Here is a 25,497-nt window from a genome sequence, read left to right on the forward strand (position 1 = left end):
GGCCCGAAAGAAAGGTAGGAGGCCATGACGAAAGGTCTGCACGTGCCTTCCGAGATCGGCAAGCTCAGGAAGGTCTGCCTGCACCGTCCCGGCGACGAGCTCCTCAACCTGCCGCCCGACGAGCTCGAGCGACTCCTGTTCGACGACGTCCCGTTCCTTGAGGTCGCGCAGCAGGAGCACGACACCTTCGCCCAGATCCTGAGGGACCAGGGCGTGGAGGTGCTCTACCTCGAGAACCTCGTCGCAGAGGTGTTCGACCAGGTCCCCGGCGCCCGCGCCGAGTTCACCGACCAGTACATCGCCGAGGCAGGCATCCGCGGCCAGCACATGCCGCAGATCGTCCGCGAGAAGCTGGACTCCATCGAGGACAACCTCGAGTTCGTCAAGAAGACCATGGCCGGCATGACCAAGGCCGAGATCGACATGCCCCTCACGGCGTCCACGACCCTCGACTCCCTGGTCAACTCCGAGTCCGAGTCCGACCTGATCATCGACCCGATGCCCAACCTCTACTTCACCCGCGACCCGTTCGCGGTCGTCGGCGAGGGCGTCAACCTCAACCGCATGTACTCGGTCACCCGCAACCGCGAGACCCTGTACGGCAAGTACGTCTTCAAGTACCACCCCGACTACAAGGACGTCTCCCTGTACTTCCGCCGCGACTGCCAGTTCCACACCGAGGGCGGCGACGTGCTGAACATCAACGAGAAGACCCTCGCCGTCGGCATCTCCCAGCGCACCCAGGCAGCCGCCATCGACGTCATGGCCCAGAACATCTTCTGGAACTCCGACTCCAAGGTCGAGCGCATCCTGGCCTTCGACATCCCCGTCTCGCGCGCCTTCATGCACCTCGACACGGTCTTCACCCAGATCGACGTCGATAAGTTCACGATCCACCCCGCCATCATGGGCACCCTGCGCGTCTACGAGCTGACCGCCGGCAAGAACCCGGGCGACGTGAACATCCGCCTGATCGAGGACACCCTCGAGCACGTCCTGGAGGACGCCACCGGCGTCGACCAGGTCAAGCTGATCCCCTGCGGCGGCGGCGACCCGATCGCGGCCTCCCGCGAGCAGTGGAACGACGGCTCCAACACCCTGTGCGTCGAGCCCGGCAAGATCTGCGTCTACGCCCGCAACACCGTCACCAACGACGTGCTGTACAAGGAGGGCCTGGACCTTCTCGTCGTGCCCTCCGCCGAGCTCTCCCGCGGCCGCGGCGGCCCGCGCTGCATGAGCATGCCCTTCTGGCGCGAGGACCTCTAAGTCTTTCCGTTTCCGGTGCGGTCCCCCTACAACCGCACCGGCTTCGCCCGTTAAACGGGCAACACTAATACTTACGTAATTCATTTCTTCGAAAGGAAACGAACCATGGGTGTTAACCTCTCCGGCCGTAGCTTCCTCAAGCTCCTCGACCTCACCACCGAGGAGATCGAGTACCTGCTCAAGCTCTCCAAGAACTTCAAGGACATGAAGCGCGCTGGCGTTCCGCACCGCTATCTCGAGGGCAAGAACATCGTTCTGCTCTTCCAGAAGACCTCCACTCGTACCCGCTGCGCCTTCGAGGTCGGCGGCATGGATCTGGGCATGGGCGTCACCTACCTCGATCCGGGCTCGTCGCAGATGGGCAAGAAGGAGTCCATCGAGGATACCGCCCGCGTTCTCGGCCGCATGTATGACGGCATTGAGTTCCGTGGCTTTGCCCAGGACGACGTCGAGGAGCTCGCTGCTAAGTCCGGCGTGCCCGTGTGGAACGGCCTGACCACTGAGTGGCATCCCACCCAGATGCTCGCCGACATCCTGACCGTCCAGGAGAACTTCAACTACGACATCAAGGGCAAGACCCTCGTCTTCATGGGCGACTGCAAGAACAACGTTGCTCGCTCCCTCATGGTCGTCTGCTCCAAGCTCGGCATGAACTTTGTGGCCTGCGGCCCCGAGGAGTGCATGCCCGCCGATGACGTCATCGAGGCCTGCAAGCCCATCGCCGAGGCCAACGGCTGCACCATCAAGCTGACCACCGACGTCAAGGACGGCGTCGCCGGTGCCGACGTTCTCTACACCGACGTGTGGGTCTCCATGGGCGAGCCCGACGAGGTTTGGGCCGAGCGCATCGCTCAGCTCACCCCGTATCGTGTCACCTCCGAGGTCATGGCTATGGCCAACCCGGGTGCCATCTTCCTGCACTGCCTGCCCAGCTTCCACGACACCAACACCACCATTGGCGCCGAGAAGTGCGAGCAGTTCGGCATCACCGAGCAGGAGGTCACCGACGAGGTCTTCGAGAGCCCCGCTTCCAAGGTCTTCGACGAGGCCGAGAACCGCATGCACACCATCAAGGCTGTTATGTACGCTACGCTCAAGTAAGAGCTTCTAGCATCTCGCTCGGGGTGCATTGCTGCGCACCCCGAGCGCTTTTGTCTGGTAAAAATCTCGCACTGAGCGACATGCACGGCACGGAAGAGCCGCTTCGGGCGAGATCAGTAAATGATTTATGAAGGGGGGATGAGAACTATGACTGAGACCGCTAAGAAAAAGCGCGGTATGCCTTCATCGTTCACCATTCTTCTTGCTCTGCTGGCAATCGTCGCGGTTGTTACCGTTATCGTCTCCGGTACGTCCGGTGGCGAGGTTACCGCTGCCCGCCTGAGCGATTTCTGCACCGCCCCGGTCAAGGGCTTCGCTGACGCTCTGCCCGTCTGCCTCTTCGTTATGATCCTCGGCGGCTTCCTCGGCATGATGACCGAGACCGGCGCCCTGGACAACGGCATTGCCGTTCTGGTGCAGAAGCTTAAGGGCAATGAGATCATGCTCATTCCCGTGCTGATGCTCATCTTCTCCCTCGGTGGTACCACCTATGGTATGTGCGAGGAGACCGTTCCCTTCTACGCCCTGCTTGCCGCTACCATGATGGCCGCTGGCTTCGACCCTATGGTCGGTGCTGCCACCGTCCTGCTCGGCGCTGGCTGCGGCTGCCTGGGCTCCACGGTTAACCCGTTCGCCGTCGGCGCTGCCGTCGACGCTCTGACCGGCGTTGGCATTGAGGTCAACCAGTCCATCATCATCGGCCTCGGTGCCGTCCTGTGGATTGTTACCACTGCCATGTCCATCTTCTTCGTCATGAGCTATGCCAAGAAGGTCAAGGCTGACAAGGGTTCCACCATCCTTTCGATGCAGGAGCTCAAGGACGCCGAAGAGGCTCACGGCAAGGCTGCTTCCGAGGTTAACAAGGAGGTCAAGCTCACCGGTCGTCAGAAGGGTGTTCTGATCGCCTTTGCCTTCACCTTCGTCGTCATGATCGTCGGCTTCATCCCGCTGGCCGACCTCAACGAGGGCGTCGCCAACTTCTTCGATGCTGGCGCTGTCTATGACGCCGACGGTAACGCCATCGTTCAGGGCTGGTCTGCCCTGATCACCGGCCTGCCCATTGGCCAGTGGTACTTCGACGAGGCTTCCACTTGGTTCTTCCTCATGGCTATCCTGATCGGTATCATCGGTGGCCTCTCCGAGAAGCAAATCGTCAACACCTTCATCACCGGCGCTGCCGACATGATGTCCGTTGTCCTCGTCATCGCTCTCGCCCGTGGTATCTCCGTCCTCATGGCTAGCACCGGCCTCGACGTCTACGTCCTCGACGCTGCCGCCAATGCTCTGGCTGGCCTGTCCGGCGTGATCTTCGCTCCCATGAGCTTCCTGGTCTACTTCGGCCTGTCCTTCCTGATCCCCTCGACCTCCGGTATGGCTACTGTCTCCATGCCCATCATGGGACCGCTGGCTGTTAAGCTCGGCTTCTCGCCCGAGGTCATGGTCATGATCTTCTCCGCCGCCATCGGTGTCGTGAACCTGTTCACCCCGACCTCTGGCGCCATCATGGGCGGTCTTGCCCTGGCCAAGATCGAGTGGACGACCTGGCTCAAGTTTGCTCTTAAGCTCATCGTCGCTCTCTCCGTCGTCTGCGCCGTCATCCTGACCATCGCTTGCGTGATGCTCTAAGTACCCAACGGGTACCCCACGGAAACCATGACGATCCTGTAAAGGATCACCTGGTCATCGTCTGTCCGGTGGGGTAACCCCACCGGTAGACTCCTACCTTTGGCCCCCTCCCGTTCCGTGCGCGGGAGGGGGCGCTCTTATGTTGCGCGGTTCTACGAACCGCGCAACCAGTCGACGCTGCGCGCCGTCCAGAACGACAATTTGTCATTCAAAAGGCAAGGCATGACCAAAAGGTCTATGCCTTGCCTTTTTCATGCCAACTTGTACGTTCTGGACGGCGCTCGCTGTCCGTCCTCTGCCTGCGGCGCTTTCCATTGTTGGTGCAGGGGCGCTTTGCCTACTCTGGCGGGCTTTCGCTGGCTTATGCTTAACCTGCGACGTTTTCATTGTTGGTGCTGAGTGCCTTGTTTCCCGTTCCAAATGAGCCACCCCGGGTCCCCGGCGGTTGCGGTGGGCGTGTTTGGTTGGTGCCTGTTGATGGCCTGGGCATCGGGGAGGGCAGGCTCCGTTATAATCGCGTAGGAACTTAATTTACGAAACGGGACGGGAGCCATATATGCGCCAGGGTTTCGACAACGCGAAGTATATCGAGCTGCAAGCCGCTCATATTAAGGAGCGCATCTCGCAGTTTGGCGGCAAGCTGTATTTGGAGTTTGGCGGCAAGCTGTTTGACGACTATCACGCGAGCCGCGTGCTGCCGGGTTTTGAGCCGGACAGCAAGTTTCGCATGCTCAAGAGTATAGCCGACGACGTCGAGGTCATCATCGCCATTAACGCGAACCACATCGAGAAGAACAAGGCTCGCGGTGACCTGGGCATTACCTATGACGAGGACGTTTTGCGCCTGGTCGACCTGTTCCGCGGCAACGGCTTTGCCGTCGCGGCTGTGGTCATCACCCAGTACGCCGGCCAGCCCGCTGCCGATGTGTTCCGCAACCGCCTGAACGCGCTCGGCATTCCCGCCAAGCTCCACTATCCCATCGAGGGCTATCCGCACGACGTCGACCTGATCGTGTCCGACGACGGCTATGGCAAGAACGAGTTTGTCGAGACCACCCGTCCGCTCGTCGTCGTGACGGCGCCCGGCCCTGGCTCGGGCAAGCTCGCCACTTGCCTCTCGCAGCTGTATCACGAGCATAAGCACGGTACCGCCGCCGGCTATGCCAAATTCGAGACCTTCCCGGTCTGGAATCTTCCTCTGACGCATCCGGTCAATATTGCCTACGAGGCCGCCACGGCTGACCTCGACGACGCCAATATCATCGATTCGTTCCACCTTGAGGCCTACAACAAGACCACGGTCAACTACAACCGCGACGTCGAGGCCTTCCCGGTAGTTCGTGCCCTGATGGAAAAGATCCTGGGCAAGAGCCCCTACCAGAGCCCTACGGACATGGGCGTCAATATGGTCGGCTTTGCCATCACCGATGACGATGCCTGCCGCGACGCTTCCAAGATGGAGATCGTCCGCCGCTACTTTACCGCGGTCGAAAATGTGCGCCGTACCGGCGTGGGCGATGAGCAAGTCGACCGTCTCAAGATTATTATGAAGAAAGCCGGCATCGATAAGAACTACTCACCGGCGCGCTCGGCGGCCCTCACCAGGGAGCAGCTGACGGGTGGTCCCGTGGGTGCCATGGTCATGCCCGACGGCTCCGTGGTGACCGGCAAGACTTCCACGCGCCTGGGCGCCGCGAGTTCGCTCATCATGAATGCCCTCAAGCATGTCTCGGGCGTCGACCTTGAGCTCGAGGTCATTAGCGATGAGGCGATTGAGCCTATTAGCAAGCTCAAGACGCATTTCCTGGGTAGCAAGAACCCGCGCCTGCACACCGACGAGACGCTTATGGCGCTCTCGATCACCTCGGCAACGAGCGAGACGGCGGCCCGCGTCCTTTCGGGCCTGGAGCAGCTGCGCGGCTGCGATGCCTTCTTTAGCGTGATCATCTCGCCGACGGACGAGACGGTGTTGCGCAAGCTGGGCATCAACGTGTGCTGCGAGCCCAAGTTCGAGCGCCGCGGTTTCTTCCACCGCTAAGCCGGGATAAATTGGTCTGAAAGGGGCGCATCGGGTATGCATTCGGTGCGCCCCTTTTATCAACAAAGCTACCGTTTAACCTAAAATTAGCCCGTTTACCTGCCTATAAGCGATTTGGACGGTATACAATAACCCTAATTGTTTCATCCTTTTGCGGGGATGCCGCATGATGGATGTTGCCGGCCATCATGGGGTGTGCCGGTCGCGCACGGTGCAAGTGATGCCCGTGCTCGGTTTGAGGAGGCTGCCATGGCTGGCAAGGGTCGTGCGAGTGTCAACGATATGAAGCGTGTCGAGGTGCAGGTGCTGATGGAGATCGCCCAGCAATCCGAAGACAACGGCGGATTTTATGGCTTTTCGCGCAAGACGCTTGCCGAGCGTGTGGGGGTTTCTCCGTATCGCGCCCGCGCGGCAATTGAGCGCTTGGAATCCGAAGACATCATTGAGGTCGTCTCGCGCTACAGCGACGACGGCGGCCAGCTCGCAAATGGTATTTGTCTCACGGAGCGTGGCGAGTGGTATCTAGAGGGCATCCGTGCCGGTATGCTCGTGCAGGACTTGATCAAGGACGAAGTCGCCGATCGATAACAGCATGCATTCATAGTGAAAACGACGCCGCCTGGGCAACCGGACGGCGTTTTGTTTCGAGATGGAGAAATGCGATTGCGCGTAAGAAAAATTGCGTGCGGCGCGCGTCGCGAGTATTACAATGAAGACCCGTAAGATGTGTATGGACAACTTCTACGGGAAGCGCAGGTAACTCAATATGACCAAGCATGTGTTCGTGACCGGCGGCGTGGTTTCGTCTCTGGGCAAGGGTATTACCGCGGCCTCGCTGGGCCGTCTGCTCAAGTCGCGCGGCTACAAGGTAACGATGCAAAAGGCCGACCCGTATCTGAACGTCGACCCCGGCACCATGAGCCCGTTCCAGCATGGCGAGGTCTTTGTGACCGAGGACGGCTACGAGTCCGATCTGGACCTGGGCCACTACGAGCGCTTTATTGACGAGAATCTGACCCGCGATTCCAACTTTACGACTGGTGCCATCTATAAGAGCCTGATCGCCCGTGAACGTCGCGGTGACTTTTTGGGCGGCACCGTGCAGGTGATTCCGCACGTCACGAACGCCATTAAGGATAAGTTCCGTCGTATTGAGGAGCAGACCGGCTCCGACGTGGTCATCACTGAGTTGGGCGGCACCATCGGCGACATCGAGTCGCAGCCGTTTGTCGAGGCCATTCGCCAGTATCGCAAGGAGGCCGGCCCCGAGAACGTCTGCTACATCCACGTGTCGCTCGTTCCCTATATCGCCGCCGCCCACGAGGTCAAGACCAAGCCGACGCAGCACTCCGTCAAGGAGCTCCGCAGCTTTGGTATCCAGCCCGATATTATCGTTCTGCGTTCCGACCACCATATCGACGACGCCATCCGCGGCAAGATCGCAAGCTTCTGCGACGTCGACACCGACTGTGTCTTTACCAACGAGGACTGCGCGAGCATCTACGATGTTCCGCAGCTACTCGCCGAGCAGGACTTTGACCTGCGCATTTGCGAGCGTCTGGGTCTCGATCCGCGTGAGCGCGACATGAGTGAGTGGAACGAGTTCCTGCGCAAGCAGAACCATGCCAACCAGCACGCCGACAAGGTGAAGATCGCCGTCGTGGGCAAGTATACGCAGCTGCCCGATGCCTACCTGTCGGTTATCGAGGCCCTGCACCACGCGGGTGTGTTCTACGATCGCCACGTTGACGTGCAGCTGGTCGATGGCGAGAGCCTCGACGAGCAGAACGTCTCCGAGGTCCTGGGTGACGCCTCGGGCATCCTGGTCCCCGGCGGCTTTGGCAAGCGCGCCCTGGAGGGCAAGATCCTCGCGGCCGAGTTCGCCCGCGAGCACAAAATTCCGTATCTGGGCATTTGCCTGGGTATGCAGGTGGCCGTGTGCGAATTTGCCCGCAACGTCGTCGGCCTTGCCGGCGCCAGCTCTTCCGAGTTCGATCCGGATGGTCCGTATAGTGTCATCGATCTGATGAGCTCGCAGGAGGACGTGACCGAGAAGGGCGGCACCATGCGCCTGGGCGCCTATCCGTGCAAGCTCGCCGCCGACACCCTCGCTCGCGAGGCGTATGGGGAGGAACTCGTCTACGAGCGTCACCGTCATCGCTTTGAGTTCAACAATGCTTTCCGCGACCAGCTCGAGGACGCCGGTTTAGTTATCTCGGGTCTTTCGCCCGACGAGCGTCTGGTCGAGATGGTCGAGCTGCCGCGCGACGTGCATCCTTGGTATGTGGCAACCCAGGCTCACCCCGAGTTCAAGAGCCGTCCGACCAACCCGCAGCCGCTGTTCCGAGAGTTCGTGCGTGCCTCGATCGGTCAGCACGAGGGTGTCGATCGCCTGCAGGTGACGCCCATGAACCTCGCTACGGACTAAGGGTGCCGGCGAATAAGGAACATACCGAAGCTACTCCCTCGTCGCTCGCCGTGGCGGCAGGGGAGTATCTCGATTACCTCGCGGTCGAGCGGGGCTTGGCGCGCAACACGATTGCGGCCTACCGTCGTGACATGACGACGTACTGCGCCTATCTGGAGCGGGCGGGTATTGTGTCTTTTGAAGAGGTGACCCGTCAGATCGTGGAGGGCTTTGTCGCCGATCGCCGCGACGGAGGCTATTCCGACGCCTCGGTGGAGCGTGCGCTTGCGGCCGTGAAGGGCCTGCATGCCTTTTTGGTGCGCGATGGGGCCGTGGCCCAAAACCCGACAGCGGCGTTGCGCCTTCCTAAAAAGGCTGAGCGTTTGCCGGACTATCTATCGGTGGAGGATGTCTCGGCACTGCTCGATCAAGACTTTCCCGAGGGCGAGATGGGACTGCGCGACCATGCCATCTTGGAAGTGCTCTACGGATGCGGTTTGCGTGTGAGTGAGCTGGTTGGGCTCGATGTGGGCGATATCCATATTGACGATGGCTTTGTGCTCGTTCGCGGTAAGGGCTCAAAGGAACGCCTGTCCCCACTGGTGGGAAGCGCGGCGCGAGCTCTGACGCTCTATGTAACTGAGGGACGTTCTCGCTTGGCGGCCCATGCCCGCGGAACCGAGACCTCGGCGGTCTTTTTAAATAAGAACGGACGTCGCCTGTCGCGCCAGGCCGTGCATGCGATATGCGAGCGGTATGGGCGTCAGGTGGGGCTGGTGGGGCTCCATCCCCATACCTTGCGCCACTCCTTTGCCACCCACATGCTCGCGGGCGGTGCCGACCTGCGTGTGCTGCAGGAGATCTTGGGACATGCCGATATATCGACCACGCAGGTCTACACGCATGTCGATCGTACGCAACTGACCGAGGTCTATCTGGCGGCGCACCCGCTGGCACATCGTTAACACATCGCTGGCCTGCATATCTATAGGTATTTGGGGACGGGCCCCAGATTGCCGCGGCGTGCTTTTGCGCGCGCATGGGCAATCTGGGGCCCGTCCCATTTTTTGCCACTTGTCGTCGCGGTGGTGGGCCGCATGTGCCTTGGGTGGGGGAGTTTGGGGGCGATGTGAACGGCACGTAAAGGGACGCAAAAATCGCCTCAAGGTCAACTTGAAGGTTGAGGTTGAAAGGCGGGGTGCCACAGGTGGCATCCCGCCGTTGCTGTAAACACAACATATTGTGTTTTCGAACATATGATTGGGGGTGTTTTGCAATATATGGTGGGTGGAGTGGTGGGGCGGGGTGGGGGAAGGGGTGGGGAAAGGTGTTGAAAAATGGGGCAGTTCCCCATATTATTAATGACGTCGACAGGCGGGGTGGTTCCCCGCGTACGTGCCATCTGAGTAACCGAGGGGAGGGCGCACATGGGAATGACGGGTGCATACGAGCGCAATCTCGATGCAAAAGGTCGTCTGTCCCTGCCTGCACCCCTTCGTGAGGAGCTTGGAGAGCACGTTCGCGTGTTTAAAGCCCTGGATGTCGATGCTCTGTACGTGTTCTCTGCCGAGGCCTTCGATAAGTGGGTCGAAGGACTCTTCGCGGGTCGTGAGGGCCACGAGGGTTTTAACCCGCGTGACATCAACGACCAGAAGCTCATGAGGGCGATCAACAAGCGCACCACGTCGATGGATGTGGACAGCGCGGGTCGTATCGGTCTTTCTGAGTCTCTCCGCAAGCAGGCGAACCTCGACCGCGAGGTCACGGTTGTGGGCAACTACGACCACCTTGAGGTTTGGGACCGCGCTACGGCCGATGAGGACGATGATGACGAGGCCCTGCTGGACCTCTTCTTCTCGTAAGGGCAAGGCACGAGTAACGGATGGAGCGTGGGATCTTGACACAAGAATATCGGCATGAACCTGTCATGCTCGGCGAAGTGCTTGAGTCGCTGCAGCTCAAGAGCGGCTCCGTCGTCTGCGACTGCACCCTTGGCGGTGCCGGCCATTCGGTAAAGATGGCCGCGCAGGTGGGGGAGACCGGCCTTTTGCTCGGCGTCGATCAGGACGACATGGCCCTCGAGGCCGCTGGCGCCCGTCTGGACCGCGAGGTTCCCGGCGTACCGCACCAGCTGCTGAAGGGCAACTTCGGCGACTTGGACGAGCTGCTTTGCTCGGCCGAGGTGCCCGGGGTCGATGGCTTCCTGTTCGATTTGGGCGTTTCGTCACCGCAACTCGATATCCCTGGCAGGGGCTTTTCGTATAACGAGGACGCCCCATTGGACATGCGGATGGATCCGGGCAATAACACCTTAAACGCAGCTGAGGTCATCAACACCTATAACGAACACGACCTCGCCCGGATTCTACGCGTCTACGGCGAAGAGAAGTTCGCCTCGCAGATCGCGCGCGAGATCGTGCGCCGCCGCGAGCAAGAACCGATCGAAACCACCGGCCAATTTGTCGAGATCATCAAGGCGGGTATCCCAGCTGCCGCTCGTCGGCATGGTGGACACCCGGCCAAGAAAAGTTTCCAGGCCATTCGCATCGAGGTCAATCACGAGCTCGATGTGCTCGAACGAGGGCTTGATGCCGCCACCAGGTGGCTCAACCCGGGCGGACGTATCTGCGTCATTTCGTATCACTCGCTCGAGGACCGTATCGTAAAGAACCACTTTAAGGAGATGAGCCAGGGGTGCACGTGTCCGCCGGAGATTCCGGTGTGCGTGTGCGGCAACGTGCCGATACTCAAGGTCATCACCCGCAAACCCCTGGTTGCCCAGCCTGATGAGGTTGAGCGCAACCCTCGGGCGAGATCAGCCAAAATCCGCGTGGCGCAGCGTCTGTAGGCGCGACCGCGCGATATTGGACCTCCCGCTCGCACCATAAACGAAGCTTAAACACACTACCAACGTACTCGGGATGGGAGGCGGCATATCATGGGCTACAACACTTCAAACGCAGCACTCGCCTATGATATGAACGCCATGCCCGCCTATCGTGAGACGCCGCAGGCCCCCGTTGCTCCCCGTGAGCAGCGCACGCCGCGCTTTGATGTCTACACGGGCGCGGGCCGTCAGGCAAACCAGGCGGTAAGCCCGGTATTCATGAGCGTTCTTAAAACGTTTTGCATCATTGCGGCTATCTTCATGACGATCGGCGTCGCCCGCGTGGCGCTCGCCGGCGTTACGGCCCAGGTGCTCAACAGCAACGCCGAGCTTACCAACACGCTCGAAAAGGCGACCGATGAGAGCTCCGACCTGGAGGTCATGCATTCGGTCTATGGCGCCGACACGCGCATTCGCGACCTTGCGGGCGCTTATGGCATGGTGGAGCCCAGCGAGAGCGTTACACTTGACTTTTCGCAGGATGCAGCCGCGGGCGCCAACGCGACCGCGACCGCTCAGTAGCAAGACGGTAGCTGAGTATGACAAATGACTATCGCCGCGGTTCCGATGGGGGCCGCGGTTCTGGACGTCCCTCGTCGCGGGGACGTTCTGGTTATCAAGGAACGGGTCGGCAATCTTACAACGCCGGGCAGTCCCGTGGCAACGACCCGGCGTCGCGACTTCGCGGCTCGGGCGGCCCTCAAGTGCATAACACTAGGTCGCGCAAGAGTTCGTCGACCGAATGGCTCACAGGCACGCCGCTGCCTCGCCGCAAAGCCGTCATGGGATTCATTGGGCTTGGCTTGGGCTTGGGCGTCTTTCGCCTTGCCGACTATCAAATTGTCGAAGCCGATAAACTGCGCGAGCGTGCCGATGCGCGTCGCCTGCTTGCGCAGACCCTCTATGCCAAACGTGGCACCATCTACGACCGCAACGGTAACGTGCTGGCGTCGTCGGTCGAATGTCGCAACATCGCTGTGAACCCGCAGCTTGTCGAGGATGTTGACAAGACGGTGTCGGCGCTGGTCAAGGCAACTGGAATCGATAAAAAGACCTGCCGCAAGCTCGTTGAGTCCGATGGAACCTGGGTGTATATCAAGCGCCAGGTGGACGAAGACGATGCTGTGGCGCTGGAGAAGAAGAACCTGCCCGGCGTGCTTTTTGAGCAGGCCATGAAGCGCGTATATCCATACGGCAATCTGGCATCGCAGGTGCTGGGTGTAGTGAATGTAGACAACGACGGCTTGACTGGTCTCGAAAAGCAATACAACAAGCTTCTAACCGGCACGAACGGTTCTCTCGTACGCGAGCGCGCGAGGGACGGCAGCTATATCGCGGGCGGTGCCTATAAAAAGGTGGCTGCGGTCGACGGCGTTGATCTCGTGACGACGCTCGACGTCAATATCCAGCGTGCGGCCGAGGATGCCCTGGCAGAGGCTGTCGAGAAGACAAAGGCCAAGAACGGCTCGGCGCTGGTCACCGATCCTACGACAGGCGAGATCTTGGCAGCCTGCTCGTATCCGACCTACGACCAGACCAATTTGGAAAACGCCAAGACCGAGGATATGAACCTGCGCCTGGTCACCGACGCCTACGAGCCCGGCTCGGTCTTTAAGACGCTCGTGGCGGGCGCCGGCTTCGACTTGGGTGTCGTGCGGTCGAGTACGTCGTTTGAGGTGCCGGCGAGCATCAAGGTGGGCGACGATACCGTCACCGATGCCGACAAGCGCGACTACGCCATGACCATGGATGTGCGCGAGATGATGCGCCGTTCGTCCAACGTGGGATTTGTCCTGGTGGGGCGCAAGATCGGTGCCGACGACTTTGCCGCCTATGTGGACAAGTGGGGCATCGGTCACAGCTCTGGTGTCGATTTTCCGGGCGAGAGCCTGGGCATCGTCAAGGAGCGTGACCAGTATGACGGCGCCACGCTGGGCTCGATGAGCTTTGGACAGGCGCTGTCTGTCTCGCCGATTGAGATCGCACGTGCCGTGGGCGGCATCGCCAACGGCGGCGTGATGATGACCCCGCACTTCTATAAGTCCAGCAAAGGCGACGAGAAGGACTGGGGCGAAGGCGAGCGCGCGATTTCGGAGGACGCCGCATCCCAGGTGACATCGTGCATGCAGACGGTCGTGTCGGAGGGAACGGGCGTTGGCGGCGCGGTTGACGGCTATGACGTGGCGGGTAAGACCGGTACGGCCGAACGTGCCGACGAGAACGGCGGCTACCTCAAGGAGAACTACATGTCGTCCTTTATGGGCTTTGCACCGGCACAATCGCCCAAGGTGCTGTGCTATATCACGCTCGACGGAACGCCGAGCGGCTCAGATGCCGCTGCGGTGCCGTTCCAGTCCATTATGGCCAACGCGCTCGACGTGCTGGGTATCCCACACACGAAGTAGGGGGTTACAATCTTTGGGGCGTGGTTTGTTGTCCCATATGAGGGGTGTTCACATGCCCTGCACCACGCATGCGCGGCGCTGGGATACAATACGCCGATAGCATTATTTAGGTTTACAGGGGAGCTGCAATGATAGAGATCGCCGTCAACAACCTCGCGGCCGCAACAGGGGCCCGAACCGTGACGGGAGAAGTCGATCGGGTATGCCGCGGGTGCGTTATCGACTCGCGCCAGGTCGAGGAAGGGACGATTTTCGTCGCCTTTCCCGGTGAAAACGTCGACGGCAATGATTTTGCTTCCCGTGCCGTCCAGTCGGGTGCCGGCGCCGTCGTGATGACGCGTGAGCCCGAGGCCGAGCTGGTCTCGCTGGCGCAGGACAAGGGCTGTGCCATCTTGCTGACCGATGATCCCGAGGAGTTTCTGCTGCGTTTGGCGCACGCGTATCGCCTGGAGCTTGGCTGCCTGGTCGTTGGCATTACCGGTTCCATCGGCAAGACGACGACCAAGGACGTTCTCGCCGCTGTGCTCGCCAAGCGCTATCGTGTCTGGGCCACCAAGGGCAATTTCAATAACCTGATCGGCATGCCGCTCACGGTGCTTTCCGCTCCGGCCGATACCGAGGTCCTGGTGCTCGAGATGGGCATGAATCATTTCCACGAGATCGAGCGCCTGTCCCAGTCCGCCAATCCCAACCTTGCCATCGTGAGCAAGATCGGCACCTCTCATATCGGCATTTTGGGCAGCCGCGAGAACATCGCCCGCGCTAAGGCCGAGATTGTCCAGGGCATGTGCGCCGCCGGCGACTATTTGCCGCTGCTGGTTTTGGGCGGCGAGGACGATTTTACGCCGTTCATTCGCGATACGTTCGCCCAGCCTGCTGGTATCGACGTGATGCTGGCCGGTGTCTCTGACGATGATGAGGTCCGCGCCCGCGACGTTCGCGTTGATGACGAGGGCCGTCCGGTCTTTACGCTCGATTTTGGTCGGGGCGAGACAATCGATACCATGCTTGCCATCCCCGGCGTGCAGTCCGTTCCTAATGCCGTTAAGGCCGCCGCGGTTGCCTATCGCCTGGGCGTGACGCCCGAGCAGATCGATGCTGCCTTTAGGGGTCTTACGATCACCGGGCACCGCCAGGAGATCAAGCGCGCCAAGAGCGGTGCACGCATCATCGACGATTCCTATAACGCCAGCGCCGAATCGATGGCAGCCGGCCTCGATCTGCTGTGCTCGCTTTCGTGCACGGGGTCTCGCATGGCGATCCTGGGCGAGATGGGCGAGATGGGCGATGAGGCTCCTCGCATGCATGAGCTCGTGGGCGCCTATGCCGCCGCCAAGAAGCTCGACATGCTGGCGTGCGTGGGTGGTGAGCTGGCCCAGCTTATGGCCGATGCCGCGCGCATGATGGGCATGGACGAGGACCGCATCCAGGTGTTCTCCGATTATCAGCAGGTGCTCGACCGCATGGGCGGCGCGCTTGAAAAACATGATGTTGTACTGGTCAAGGGTTCCCGCTTTGTTGAGCTCGACCGCTTTGTGGAAGGTGTGTGCTAGCCCATGTTCGGCAATCCCTCGTATCCAACGTATCAGGCTTTTTTGGGGCTTGGCATCGCCGCAGCCATTGCGCTGCTGCTCATGCCGTGGTGGATTAAGCTGCTCAAGGTCGAGGGTATCGGCCAGCAGGTTCGTGCCGACGGCCCCAAGCGTCATTTGGTTAAGCAGGGAACGCCCACCATGGGTGGCGTTGTCATCCTCGTCGCGATCTCGCTGACCTGCCTGCTGATGGGCAAGCTCACCACCGAGCTCGTGCTCGTGCTGCTCGCCACGCTGGCGACCGGCGTGCTGGGCCTGATCGACGATCTGACCTCCGTTACGCATGGGCGCTCGCTCGGTCTGACGCCGCATGCCAAGATGATCGGCCTAACCATTATCTGTGTCACCTTTACGGTGCTTGCCGTCAACTGGTGCGGCGTCGCCCCCGAGATTCGTTTTCCCGGCGGCCTGACGATCGACCTTGGCGTGCTTTCGACCACCATCTGCGGCCTTTCGTTCCCGTGGCTCTATATTGTCTTTTGCTGGCTGATGATCGCTGGTCTTTCCAATGCCGTGAACCTGACCGATGGCCTTGACGGTCTTGCTGGCGGCACCTCCATGATTGCCATGCTCGCCATGGCTGCCATGGCGTTTTTGCACGGAGACGTGAACCTGTCCATCTTCTGCACCGCGTGTGCCGGTGCCTGCTTGGGCTTTCTGTGGTTCAACTGCTATCCGGCGAGCATCTTTATGGGCGATACCGGCTCGCTTGCTCTGGGCGCCGCGTTTGCCTGTACGTCCATCATGACTAACACCGAGGTCGTCTCCCTCATCATCGGCGGCCTGTTTATCGTTGAGACTCTGTCGGTCATGATTCAGGTTGTCTACTTCCACTTTACGCACAAGCGCGTCTTCCTTATGGCGCCCATCCATCATCATTTCGAAAAGAAGGGCTGGGCCGAGACCAAGGTCGTCATCCGTTTTTGGATTATCGCTGCGGCCTTTGGTGCCGTTGGCCTTGCTCTGTTCTTCCAGTTGGGATAGTGGTCTTTCATGCCTCTTGCTGATGTCTTTAGCCTGCTCGTTTTGGGTCAGGGCAAATCCGGTCTCGATGTCGCCCGCTGGGCGCTGGCACATCCAGAGCGCGTAAGCGCCGTTACCGTGTATGGCGGCGGCACCTCTGAGCCCAATGACGCCACGCGTGCGCTCGAGGCTGCTGGCGCGTCGTTTGTCTATGGGACCGAACAGGTCGAGGGCGCCTATGACGTATGCGTGACGTGCCCGGGCATCTCGGAGTTCTCGGGCTTCTTTAAGGCCGGGCGCGAGCATGCCGCCCAGATTATGGGTGAGCCCGAGTTTGCCTATCGCCTGTCGCCCGATAACTGGATTGCCATCACGGGCACCAACGGCAAGACGACCACCACGTCGCTGACTGATTATCTGCTCAAGGCTGCCGGCGAGGCCAGCGTAGCCGTCGGCAACATCGGCGAGCCGCCGGTCAACGAGATTGACGGACGAGCCCACAACGAGTGGTTTGTGGCTGAGCTCTCGAGCTATCAGATTGCTACGACCACCGAGCTCCACCCTCGCGTGGCGGTGCTGCTCAACATCACTCCCGACCACTTGGGCTGGCATAAGAGCCATAAGAACTATGCGCTTGCCAAGATCAAGCTGTTTGACAATATGGTCGATGACGATCTGGTGGTTGTCGACGTCGAAGACGCCGGCATTCACGAGTTCGATGAGTACATCTATACGCCGGGTCGCCGCATCTGCAAGGTCGCTTTTGACGAGCCCGAGGGTGCAGATGCCGCCTTTGTGCGCGACGGCAAAATGGTCGTGCGCCTAAAGGGCGTCGAGACTCAGCTTGTCGCCACGTCCGAGCTCAAGATCTCGGGCCATCACAATGTCATCAATGCCTTATGTGCCGCCACGGCTGCTCTGGCCGTCGGTGCCGATGTCGATGGTGTCCGCCGCGGTCTGGCCTCGTTCCAGCCGCTCGAGCATCGCGTGGAGCCGTGCGGCGAGATTGACGGTGTGCGCTACGTCAACGATTCCAAGGCGACCAACACCGACGCGGTCGAGAAGGCGCTGACGGCATTTCCCGATGACGACGTGATCTTGCTGCTCGGCGGCCACGATAAGGGCACGCCGCTCACGGACTTCGCGCGCGTTGTTATGGATAACGTGCGCTCGGTCGTCTGCTTTGGCGATGCGCGCGAGCGCTTCACCGCCGCTATGGACGAGGCCGATGTCGATGGCGATGTGGATATCGCCCAGGCGGATGACCTACGCGATGCCGTGGACGTTGCTCGTTCGCTGTCGAGCCGTGGCGACGTGATCTTACTTTCTCCTGCCTGCTCTTCGTTCGATGAGTTCTCGGGCTATGAGGAGCGCGGCCGCGTGTTTAAGGACTATGTGGCCCAGCTTGCCGCTGCAGCGAAATCGCAAATGGAATAGGGGTTGCCGGTGAGAGAGGAGAGCCCCCGACAAGGTATGAGGAGGCCCGACTCGGACCGTGCTTCCTCGCGGCGTAGCACACCGCGTTCCGGTCGCGGCGGGCAGTCGTTTAGCGAACGCTATATTGCCGGCGTTCCCGCCCGCATCATGCGCCCCCGTCTGATATTCATGGCCTGTCTGTTTATCTTGGTGTGTTTTGGCCTGCTGATGGTGTACTCGGCGTCTTCGGTCGAGGCGCTGCACGAGAATGGCTCAGCGACGTTTTTTCTGGGTCGACAGGCTGCGTTTGCCGTGGTCGGTGTTCTGGCGCTGATTGCCATCGTGCGCGTTTTGCCGGACAGCTGGTTTGGGGAGGATGTGCTCAGGATCTTCCTCATAGGCATGATAGGGCTACTGTTTCTGGTGTTCTTGGTGGGCAGCGGCAGCCGTGGCGCCACGCGCTGGCTCAACATCGCCGGCATTCAGTTCCAGCCTTCCGAGTTTTTAAAGCCATTTGCCATTGCGTATTCGGCCATCATGCTTGATCGCTTTTTTTCGCCCGGTGGCAACATCAACGAATTCCTTCGCAAGATGGGCATCTACCTGGGCATTCCGCTCTTTCTGATCTTTATCCAGCCCGATTTCGGTACCGTCCTGATCATCCTGCTGACCCTCATGTGCATGGCGTTGTTTGCGGGTCTCGACCCCAAATTTATCATCGGCGTGATAATCTTCGGCATTCTCGTGATCGTGATTGCGCTTGTTGCAGAGCCGTACCGTATGGTGCGTATTCAGGTTGCCTTGAACCCTTGGGCCGACGAGTATGGTGACGGCTATCAGGCCACGCTTGCCATCATGGCCTTTGCCTCGGGCGGTCTGTTCGGCCGTGGCATCGGCAACTCAACCATGAAGTACTCGTATCTGCCCGAGGCGCACAATGACTACATCCTGGCCATCATTGGCGAGGAAGTCGGTTTTGTCGGAACCGTGCTGTTCTTCTTGGTGTTTGCGATGCTGATCTACTCGGCGTTTCGCATTGCCGAGCAGGCGACCGATCGTCGGGGCGCGCTCATGGCGTCTGGCTCCGCGGTCATTCTCGCGGTGCAGTTTTTGATCAATGCGCTGGGCATCCTCAACGTGTTTCCCATGACGGGCAAACCGTTGCCGTTTATTAGCTACGGCGGTTCGTCGATTATTGTGTCGCTTATGCTTGCCGGTCTGATCCTGCGCGTTTCGTACGAGAGCGCCCGTCGCGATGAGTACGACCGTCGCCGCGAGAGCTTTGCCGTTATGGATGAGAGTACCGCCGGCGTGCCCCACGTACGCGGCGAGCGATCTTCGCGTAACGGCTTTACCGTTCTGGATGGCTCTGCGACCGAGCCGGCAGCCCGTCCGCGTCAGCGAACGGCGCCGCAAGGTCGTCCGCAGCGCCCCAGCCCTCGCAGCGCGGGCGGCGGATATAATCGAATCGATTTGAACTCGGACCCGTCGGCGCGTTTGCGCACCGACGACCAGGGACCGCGTGTACGAAGGGACTACCATGACCGATAAGATGACCGTTGCTATTGCAGCCGGCGGCACGGCAGGACACATTAACCCCGCGCTCGCTTTGGCCGAGGAGCTGCATGACCGTGGCCACCACGTTGTGTTCGTGGGCCAGTCGCGCAAGCTCGAGGGTCGTCTGGTCCCCGAGGCTGGGTTTGATTTTGTGCCCATTACGGTCACGGGCTTCGACCGCTCCCGTCCCTGGACGGCGCTGACCTCGCTGTGGCGTGTCAACAAGGCCAAGCGTGCGCTCGCCAGTCATTTCTCAAAGGTCGGCAAGCCCGATGCTGCCATCGGTTTTGGTGCCTATGTCGAGGTTCCGCTGCTGGGGTGGTGCAAGGGCGCAGGCGTTCCGTATCTGCTACATGAGCAGAACTCTGTTCCGGGCCTGGCCAACAAGATGATGAACTCCCACGCCGCTCGCGTGTGCATCTCGGTGCCGGCAGCGCGCTCGGTCTTTGAGCGCGAAGGTGACCCTGACCACGTGCTCATGACCGGCAACCCCGTACGTCGCTCGGTGATCGAGGGCGATCGCGCTCGCGGCCGCAAGGCACTTGGCGTTCCCGAGGACGCTACGCTGCTGCTCGTCTTTGGCGGTTCACTCGGCGCCCAGCACCTCAACGAGCGCGTGGCTTCGCTCAAAAACGAGCTGCTTTCGCGCAAGAACCTCTATGTGTTGCATTCGACGGGTGCCGACGGCTTTGAGGAGACCGAGCGCGCTTTGGCGCTGACGCTCGAGGAGGCGAAGCGTTACCGCGTCCAGCCTTACATCGACAACATGGGCGACATGCTGGCTGCTGCCGATTTGGTGCTATCGCGTTCGGGAGCATCGAGCGTGGCCGAGATCGCTGCGCTCGCCGTGCCTTCGGTGCTCGTGCCGTACCCGCATGCGACGGCCGACCACCAAACCACCAATGCCCGTTATCTGGTCGACGCCGGGGCCGGCGTGCTCTGCGCCGATGCCGATATCGACGGTTCTGCCTTTGCCGATGAGCTGCTGCACCTGGTCGATGACGCGGCGGCGCGCGACGCCATGCGTCAGGCGGCGCGTGGTCTGGCTCAGGATAGAGCCGCCGCTCTTCTGGCGGATGCAGTAGAGGGTTTGCGTTAGTTAGACGGGATATCTTCGGTCGCCCTCGCGCTGATGCGGTAGGTGCGGTACAGTTAACGGGTTACAGGCAGTGTTTACGCAAGGAGTACACGAGCACATGGCTGATTCCCAGACTGCAACCTCCGCGCCCGAGTTTAAGAGCGCCCACTTTATCGGTATCGGCGGCGCCGGCATGAGCGGCATCGCCCTCGTTCTGCACGAGCGCGGTTATGCCGTTACCGGCTCCGACCTTAAGACGTCACGTTATATCCGCCAGCTTACCCGCGCTGGTGTGAAGGTGCATGTGGGCCATGAGGCCGCCACGATCGACGAGGTCAAGCCCGACGTGGTTGTTGTCTCCACCGCTATTCCGGAGTCCAACCCTGAACTCGTGCGCGCTCGCGAGCTTGGTATTCCCGTGTGGCCCCGTGCCAAGATGCTCTCTGCTTTGGGTCACGGCTACACCACCGTCGCTGTTGCCGGCACGCATGGCAAGACCACCACGTCTTCGATGTGTGCCACCATGCTCGACCGCATGGGTCTGGATCCGAGCTTCCTGATCGGTGGCATCGTCGAGGGCTATGACACGAACGGCAAGAACGGCTCGGGCGACTACTTTGTCGCCGAGGCCGACGAGTCCGACAGCTCCTTCCTGTTCCTGAACCCCAACGTAGTCATTGTGACCAACGTCGAGGCCGACCACCTCGATCACTACTCGGGTATCGAGGAGATCGAGGCAACTTTCGCCAAATTCATGAGCCTGGTGGGCGAGGACGGCACCGTCATCGTCTGCGGTGAGGACCCGCATCTGGTCGAGCTCGCCAAGTCGACGGGCCGTCACGTGCTTTCCTACGGCTTTGCCGAGAGCAACGACATCGTCTGCATGCACCCGGATGTCAAGGGCATCCAGAGTGACTTTATCGTTCGCTTTGAGGACGGCACTGAGCGCGCTGTGGAGATCAAGAGCAATCCCGGTCGCCACAACATGCTCAACGCCACGGCGGTGCTCACCGTCGCCCATGTCCTGGGCCTTGACATCGACGCCGCCGCCAAGGCGCTCTCGAGCTTTGAGGGCGTCCGCCGTCGCTTTACCCACGTGGGCGATATCAATGGCATCACCGTGGTCGATGATTACGGCCATCACCCCACCGAGATCAAGGCGACGCTTGCTGCCGCTTCGTCGCTGGGTTACAAGCACGTCGACGTCGTGTTCCAGCCGCACCGCTATTCGCGCCTGCAGGCCCTGTGCGAGGACTTTGCCGATGCATTTGCCAATGCCGATAAACTGCTGCTGATTGATGTGTTCTCGGCTGGCGAGATGCCCATTCCGGGTGTCACCTCTAAGATGCTCGCCGATACCGTGCGCGCCAAGCATCCTGGCAAGGAGGTCGTGTACTGCTCCAGCCGTCTTGAGCTCAATCAGGAGCTCGAGCAGATGGTGGGCGAGGGCGACCTGCTGCTCACCATGGGTGCCGGCGACGTTACGACCGTCGGTCCCGAGTTCATTGAGTATCTGACTGCCAAGAAAGACGCTTAAGTCTAATGGGTCTGTTTAACGCCGTCATGGCGCTCTCGGGCATGATCGACACGGATGTGATCGAGGACGAGCGCCTTGCGCGTCATACGAGCTATCGTATCGGCGGCAAGGCCGACCTCTTTGTGACGTGCCATAGCTATCATGCCCTCCGCCGCGCCGTGGCGGTGCTCGATCGCGAGCAGGTGCCGTGGGTCATCATCGGCAAGGGCTCCAATCTGCTGGTTGCCGATGGCGGTTATCGCGGTGCCGTCATTTCGCTCGGACGTGAGTTCCAGCGCACGGTTGTTGCCGATGACGGTTGTACGCTGACGGTCGGTGCGGGCGTGATGTTTGCGCGCCTGGTCAACGATGCCCTGTCGCGTAGCCTCTCGGGCCTTGAGTTTGCCGTTGGCATTCCTGGTTCGGTCGGCGGTGCGATATCTATGAATGCCGGCACGCGGACCGAGTGGATTGGCTCGCTGGTTGAGGATGTCGTAACGTTTGACCCGGCATCCGGTATCAAGCATTATGCGGGGTCCGAGATCACTTGGGGCTACCGCGAATGTAGCCTTCCCCGCAATGAGATCATCCTCGAGTGCGTGCTCAAGCTTAAACCGGCGCCCAAGGCCGACATTCGCGAGCGCATGGAGCGGTACCTTACAAGGCGCAAGCGTACGCAGCCCATGGGTCGCGCATCCTGCGGGTCTGTCTTTCGCAACCCGCCCGATGCGAGTGTGGGCAAGCTTATCGAGGATTGTGGATTAAAGGGTTTTTCGATTGGCGGCGCGGAAGTTTCGCCCGTTCACGCTAATTTTATCGTTAATAACGGAACTGCCACGGCCGATGACGTTGCCGCGGTTATCAGACATGTGCACGGAAAGGTGAGGGAGGCGTATGGCATCGAGCTCAGACCGGAAGTTAAATTCCTCGGCTTCTAGAGCATCGAAACCCACCTTCCGCCGCGCCGGAGGGCGTTCCGGCGCGCCTGCCAAACCTCAACGCAATACCGTCGCGCACTCTAAGTCTGTCAGGCATGCTCGACAGACCAGTCGTCCGGTCGTCGGCTCGCAGCTCGGTAATCGTCCGGCCGCAAAAAAGTCCTCGCGTCCCTCGGTGACGTCAAAGCCTGTTATGGGCGCCAAGCCTGCCCGTCCCATGGCAGCTCCCAAGCCCTCGACGGGAACTAAAGCGGCGCGTCCAGGTCTCACGCTGGGCGCATCGAAACCGCGCTCGCTGACATCGGTGCCGGCTACCGCCAAGAAGCCTTCGAGTAAAAAAGGTTTCAACCCGTTATCTTCACTTGGAGCGATGGCAAATAAAACATCAGATGCCGCTTCTGTCGTTACAGGCAAAGGCAAAATCGTGGGCGGCGTTCTGGCCGTCTTGGCCGTGCTCGTCGTCGTTGCCATCGTGGTGATCAACTCTGGACTGTTTACTGCCACTGATATTCAGATTCAAGGCAGCGAGCATGTGACGAAGCACGATGCTATCCAGCTGATCGACTTGCCCGAGGGAACGTCGCTTTTTAACGTCGATCCCGACCAGATTACCGAGGATCTCAAGCAGAACCCGTGGGTTTCGGGCGTGGATGTCCAGCGCCAGTTTCCCCATACGCTTATCATCACGCCGACGGAGCGTAAAGTTATCGCCATTGCGTATATCAGCTCCGACGACCTTGCCTGGGCTATCGGAGACGATGACACCTGGATCGCCCCGCTGTCGACGTCGGTCGAAGTGGACGACCAGGGCAACGTCATCACGACAGGGCAGGGCTCAAATACCTTGACCGGAATCGATGCCGCGCTGGCGCTCGCCAAGCATTATGGCGCGGTGTTATTGACTGATGTCTCGGCGGATGTCGCTCCGGTTTCCGGCCAGGCGGTGAACTCCAAAGCCGTTAAGGCCGGCCTGGATTATGTGCGTGGTTTTTCGAGCGAGTTCTTGGGACAAGTCAAGGATATTTCCACGCCTTCGGTCGAAGCCATCTCGGCAAACCTCAATAACGGCATTGAGGTGTCGCTGGGCGATTCGGACGATATCGCCAAGAAGGAACGCGTAGTCACCAAGTTGCTTTCGCAGGTAGAGGGCGTAACGTATATCAATGTGCGCTCTCCGGGCAACTACACATTTAGGAATGCTCCGACCTCGTAGCGCTGGTTGATGCTTTGTTGAGGGGCCATACCACGCCGTTTATCTGGTTTGTTTGGTTTTCACGGTCAATTATTTGACTGATACGTTCATAATGTGCAAACATAATACGGTTTACCTTTGCATTTACTTTCAACCTGAAGGTTAATGTGCGCAGGGGTCGACCCATGCTATGGCTATAACCTTTGTTCGGAGGACCGACATGCACGAGACAGAGATCAACAACTACCTTGCCGTCATTAAGGTGGTCGGCGTCGGCGGCGGCGGTACCAACGCGGTCAATCGAATGATCGAAGAGGGCATCCGCGGCGTCGAGTTTGTTGCCATCAACACCGATGCTCAGGCACTCGCGATCTCTGATGCCGATATCAAGGTGCACATCGGCACCGACCTTACCCGCGGCCTGGGCGCCGGCGCCAATCCCGAGGTTGGCCGCAAGGCTGCCGATGAGTCCCGCGACGACATCGCCGAGGCGCTCGCTGGCGCCGACATGGTGTTTATCACCTGCGGCGAGGGCGGCGGCACCGGTACCGGCGCTGCTCCCATCGTTGCCGATATCGCGATGAACGAGGTCGGCGCACTGACCGTCGCCGTCGTGACCAAGCCCTTCACCTTCGAGGGCCGCAAGCGTAAGAAGAGCGCCGAGGAGGGCATCAAGACCCTCTCCGATTGCGTCGACACCATGATCGTCATTCCTAACGATAAGCTGCTCGACATCGCCGAGAAGAAGACCACCATGCTCGAGGCCTTCGCGATTGCCGATGGCGTCCTTTCCCAGGGCACCCAGGGCATCACCGACCTCATCACCGTCCCCGGTATCATTAACCTGGACTTCGCCGATGTTAAGACCATCATGAAGCAGGCCGGTACCGCCATGATGGGTATCGGTACCTCTTCTGGGGATACTCGTGCCGTCGACGCTGCCCAGCAGGCCATCTCCAGCCCGCTGCTCGAGAGCTCCATCGATGGTGCCACGCGCGTGCTGCTCTCCATCGCCGGTTCCAAGGACCTGGGCATCCAGGAGATCAGCGACGCCGCCGACGTTGTCGCCAACGCCGTCGACCCCGAGGCCAACATCATCTTCGGTACCGTTGTCGACGAGTCCCTGGGCGATCAGGTGCGTATCACCGTCATCGCTACGGGCTTCTCCGACTCCAACGTCAACCGTCAGGATGAGCTCTTTGCTGCTCAGCAGTCTCAGAGCAAGGCCGCTGCCTCCGCTGAGCCGCAGCGCACCGCCCCGGCTGCCAGCCCGGCTCAGGCAGCTCCGACCCGCAACGTCGGTGGTACCGAGCTGCCCAACTTTGGCAACGACCAGTTCGAGCTTCCCGACTTCCTGAAGCGCGGTAGCTTCTAGTTCGTTTTTCTCAACGACCTGCACGGGGTGTGTCCATTTGGATGCACCCCGTTTTGTTTCTCGTTTGTAAACGAAAGCCTCCAATCTCCTTACGTTCCCTTTACGTTTGGTCCCTACCGCTGCGGGTATCCTTTTAAGGA

General features: G+C 60.3%; 20 protein-coding genes. All 20 read left to right on the top strand.

What is annotated here, in order from left to right; translation table 11 throughout:
• The first annotated feature begins 24 nt into the window (after positions 1-24).
• The 20 genes from arcA (at position 25) to ftsZ (ending at position 25,357) form a co-directional block, all read left to right on the top strand.
• Positions 25-1,266, top strand: coding sequence for an arginine deiminase (gene arcA / locus DW796_RS01710; RefSeq protein ID WP_099431519.1), 1,242 nt, complete (start codon positions 25-27; stop codon positions 1,264-1,266).
• Between the two features lie 105 nt (positions 1,267-1,371).
• On the top strand, positions 1,372-2,367 hold the full coding sequence (argF, locus tag DW796_RS01715) for an ornithine carbamoyltransferase (protein WP_089571573.1): 996 nt from the start codon (positions 1,372-1,374) through the stop codon (positions 2,365-2,367).
• A gap of 138 nt (positions 2,368-2,505) precedes the next feature.
• Positions 2,506-3,993, top strand: coding sequence for a YfcC family protein (locus DW796_RS01720; protein ID WP_369832164.1), 1,488 nt, complete (start codon positions 2,506-2,508; stop codon positions 3,991-3,993).
• Between the two features lie 556 nt (positions 3,994-4,549).
• Positions 4,550-6,031 carry a DUF1846 domain-containing protein gene (locus DW796_RS01725; RefSeq protein ID WP_006234276.1) on the top strand — a complete coding sequence of 494 codons (1,482 nt, stop codon included), beginning with the start codon at positions 4,550-4,552 and terminating at the stop codon, positions 6,029-6,031.
• A 249-nt stretch (positions 6,032-6,280) separates the two neighbouring features.
• Positions 6,281-6,619 (top strand): hypothetical protein, encoded by a 339-nt coding sequence (locus tag DW796_RS01730; RefSeq protein ID WP_118094077.1) that lies wholly within the window; start codon positions 6,281-6,283, stop codon positions 6,617-6,619.
• A 178-nt stretch (positions 6,620-6,797) separates the two neighbouring features.
• The gene (locus DW796_RS01735; protein ID WP_118094078.1) at positions 6,798-8,459 is read left to right on the top strand and encodes a CTP synthase; all 1,662 of its coding nucleotides are present in this window, start codon (positions 6,798-6,800) and stop codon (positions 8,457-8,459) included.
• Positions 8,460-8,461: 2 nt separating this feature from the next.
• Complete coding sequence (gene xerD, locus DW796_RS01740) at positions 8,462-9,403, top strand: site-specific tyrosine recombinase XerD (RefSeq protein WP_187362349.1); 942 nt, start codon at positions 8,462-8,464, stop codon at positions 9,401-9,403.
• Between the two features lie 462 nt (positions 9,404-9,865).
• Positions 9,866-10,300, top strand: a complete 435-nt coding sequence (locus DW796_RS01745; protein ID WP_035137949.1) for a division/cell wall cluster transcriptional repressor MraZ — start codon at positions 9,866-9,868, stop codon at positions 10,298-10,300.
• A 20-nt stretch (positions 10,301-10,320) separates the two neighbouring features.
• The gene (rsmH, locus tag DW796_RS01750; RefSeq protein ID WP_117584231.1) at positions 10,321-11,286 is read left to right on the top strand and encodes a 16S rRNA (cytosine(1402)-N(4))-methyltransferase RsmH; all 966 of its coding nucleotides are present in this window, start codon (positions 10,321-10,323) and stop codon (positions 11,284-11,286) included.
• A 90-nt stretch (positions 11,287-11,376) separates the two neighbouring features.
• Positions 11,377-11,847, top strand: coding sequence for a hypothetical protein (locus DW796_RS01755; RefSeq protein ID WP_117584230.1), 471 nt, complete (start codon positions 11,377-11,379; stop codon positions 11,845-11,847).
• A 260-nt stretch (positions 11,848-12,107) separates the two neighbouring features.
• Complete coding sequence (locus DW796_RS01760; protein WP_117584229.1) at positions 12,108-13,730, top strand: penicillin-binding protein 2; 1,623 nt, start codon at positions 12,108-12,110, stop codon at positions 13,728-13,730.
• A gap of 128 nt (positions 13,731-13,858) precedes the next feature.
• The gene (gene murF, locus DW796_RS01765; protein WP_118094080.1) at positions 13,859-15,283 is read left to right on the top strand and encodes a UDP-N-acetylmuramoyl-tripeptide--D-alanyl-D-alanine ligase; all 1,425 of its coding nucleotides are present in this window, start codon (positions 13,859-13,861) and stop codon (positions 15,281-15,283) included.
• A 3-nt stretch (positions 15,284-15,286) separates the two neighbouring features.
• On the top strand, positions 15,287-16,306 hold the full coding sequence (gene mraY, locus DW796_RS01770; protein WP_006234262.1) for a phospho-N-acetylmuramoyl-pentapeptide-transferase: 1,020 nt from the start codon (positions 15,287-15,289) through the stop codon (positions 16,304-16,306).
• Between the two features lie 9 nt (positions 16,307-16,315).
• Entirely contained in the window at positions 16,316-17,722 is a 1,407-nt protein-coding gene (gene murD / locus DW796_RS01775; protein WP_089571580.1) for a UDP-N-acetylmuramoyl-L-alanine--D-glutamate ligase, read from the top strand.
• 36 nt (positions 17,723-17,758) lie between these two features.
• A complete protein-coding gene (gene ftsW / locus DW796_RS01780) occupies positions 17,759-19,252 on the top strand; it encodes a putative lipid II flippase FtsW (RefSeq protein ID WP_055251664.1) in 1,494 nt (497 codons plus the stop codon).
• On the top strand, positions 19,242-20,357 hold the full coding sequence (murG, locus tag DW796_RS01785) for an undecaprenyldiphospho-muramoylpentapeptide beta-N-acetylglucosaminyltransferase (protein WP_117584227.1): 1,116 nt from the start codon (positions 19,242-19,244) through the stop codon (positions 20,355-20,357). Before ftsW ends, murG begins: the two co-directional genes overlap by 11 nt.
• A 97-nt stretch (positions 20,358-20,454) precedes the next feature.
• Positions 20,455-21,873 carry a UDP-N-acetylmuramate--L-alanine ligase gene (gene murC, locus DW796_RS01790; RefSeq protein WP_117584226.1) on the top strand — a complete coding sequence of 473 codons (1,419 nt, stop codon included), beginning with the start codon at positions 20,455-20,457 and terminating at the stop codon, positions 21,871-21,873.
• 5 nt (positions 21,874-21,878) lie between these two features.
• Positions 21,879-22,790, top strand: a complete 912-nt coding sequence (gene murB / locus DW796_RS01795; protein WP_118094081.1) for a UDP-N-acetylmuramate dehydrogenase — start codon at positions 21,879-21,881, stop codon at positions 22,788-22,790.
• Between the two features lie 424 nt (positions 22,791-23,214).
• Positions 23,215-24,003 (top strand): cell division protein FtsQ/DivIB, encoded by a 789-nt coding sequence (locus DW796_RS01800; protein ID WP_231501570.1) that lies wholly within the window; start codon positions 23,215-23,217, stop codon positions 24,001-24,003.
• A gap of 199 nt (positions 24,004-24,202) precedes the next feature.
• Positions 24,203-25,357: a cell division protein FtsZ gene (gene ftsZ / locus DW796_RS01805; protein WP_055251674.1), complete on the top strand. Its 1,155-nt coding sequence runs from the start codon at positions 24,203-24,205 to the stop codon at positions 25,355-25,357.
• The last annotated feature ends 140 nt before the right edge of the window (positions 25,358-25,497 follow it).

Source organism: Collinsella sp. AM31-2AC, from assembly GCF_003469285.1.
Classification (GTDB): domain Bacteria; phylum Actinomycetota; class Coriobacteriia; order Coriobacteriales; family Coriobacteriaceae; genus Collinsella; species Collinsella aerofaciens_AT.

Bases quoted from the DNA above. Each gene is read 5' to 3' on its own strand.
- DW796_RS01735 (WP_118094078.1), top strand. From the start codon at position 6,798: ATGACCAAGCATGTGTTCGTGACCGGCGGCGTGGTTTCGTCTCTGGGC.
- rsmH (WP_117584231.1), top strand. From the start codon at position 10,321: ATGGAGCGTGGGATCTTGACACAAGAATATCGGCATGAACCTGTCATG.
- DW796_RS01730 (WP_118094077.1), top strand. From the start codon at position 6,281: ATGGCTGGCAAGGGTCGTGCGAGTGTCAACGATATGAAGCGTGTCGAG.
- ftsW (WP_055251664.1), top strand. From the start codon at position 17,759: ATGAGGAGGCCCGACTCGGACCGTGCTTCCTCGCGGCGTAGCACACCG.
- arcA (WP_099431519.1), top strand. From the start codon at position 25: ATGACGAAAGGTCTGCACGTGCCTTCCGAGATCGGCAAGCTCAGGAAG.
- mraY (WP_006234262.1), top strand. From the start codon at position 15,287: ATGTTCGGCAATCCCTCGTATCCAACGTATCAGGCTTTTTTGGGGCTT.
- DW796_RS01725 (WP_006234276.1), top strand. From the start codon at position 4,550: ATGCGCCAGGGTTTCGACAACGCGAAGTATATCGAGCTGCAAGCCGCT.
- DW796_RS01760 (WP_117584229.1), top strand. From the start codon at position 12,108: ATGGGATTCATTGGGCTTGGCTTGGGCTTGGGCGTCTTTCGCCTTGCC.
- murB (WP_118094081.1), top strand. From the start codon at position 21,879: ATGGGTCTGTTTAACGCCGTCATGGCGCTCTCGGGCATGATCGACACG.
- murG (WP_117584227.1), top strand. From the start codon at position 19,242: ATGACCGATAAGATGACCGTTGCTATTGCAGCCGGCGGCACGGCAGGA.
- argF (WP_089571573.1), top strand. From the start codon at position 1,372: ATGGGTGTTAACCTCTCCGGCCGTAGCTTCCTCAAGCTCCTCGACCTC.
- DW796_RS01720 (WP_369832164.1), top strand. From the start codon at position 2,506: ATGAGAACTATGACTGAGACCGCTAAGAAAAAGCGCGGTATGCCTTCA.
- DW796_RS01745 (WP_035137949.1), top strand. From the start codon at position 9,866: ATGGGAATGACGGGTGCATACGAGCGCAATCTCGATGCAAAAGGTCGT.
- murF (WP_118094080.1), top strand. From the start codon at position 13,859: ATGATAGAGATCGCCGTCAACAACCTCGCGGCCGCAACAGGGGCCCGA.
- murD (WP_089571580.1), top strand. From the start codon at position 16,316: ATGCCTCTTGCTGATGTCTTTAGCCTGCTCGTTTTGGGTCAGGGCAAA.
- DW796_RS01755 (WP_117584230.1), top strand. From the start codon at position 11,377: ATGGGCTACAACACTTCAAACGCAGCACTCGCCTATGATATGAACGCC.
- murC (WP_117584226.1), top strand. From the start codon at position 20,455: ATGGCTGATTCCCAGACTGCAACCTCCGCGCCCGAGTTTAAGAGCGCC.
- ftsZ (WP_055251674.1), top strand. From the start codon at position 24,203: ATGCACGAGACAGAGATCAACAACTACCTTGCCGTCATTAAGGTGGTC.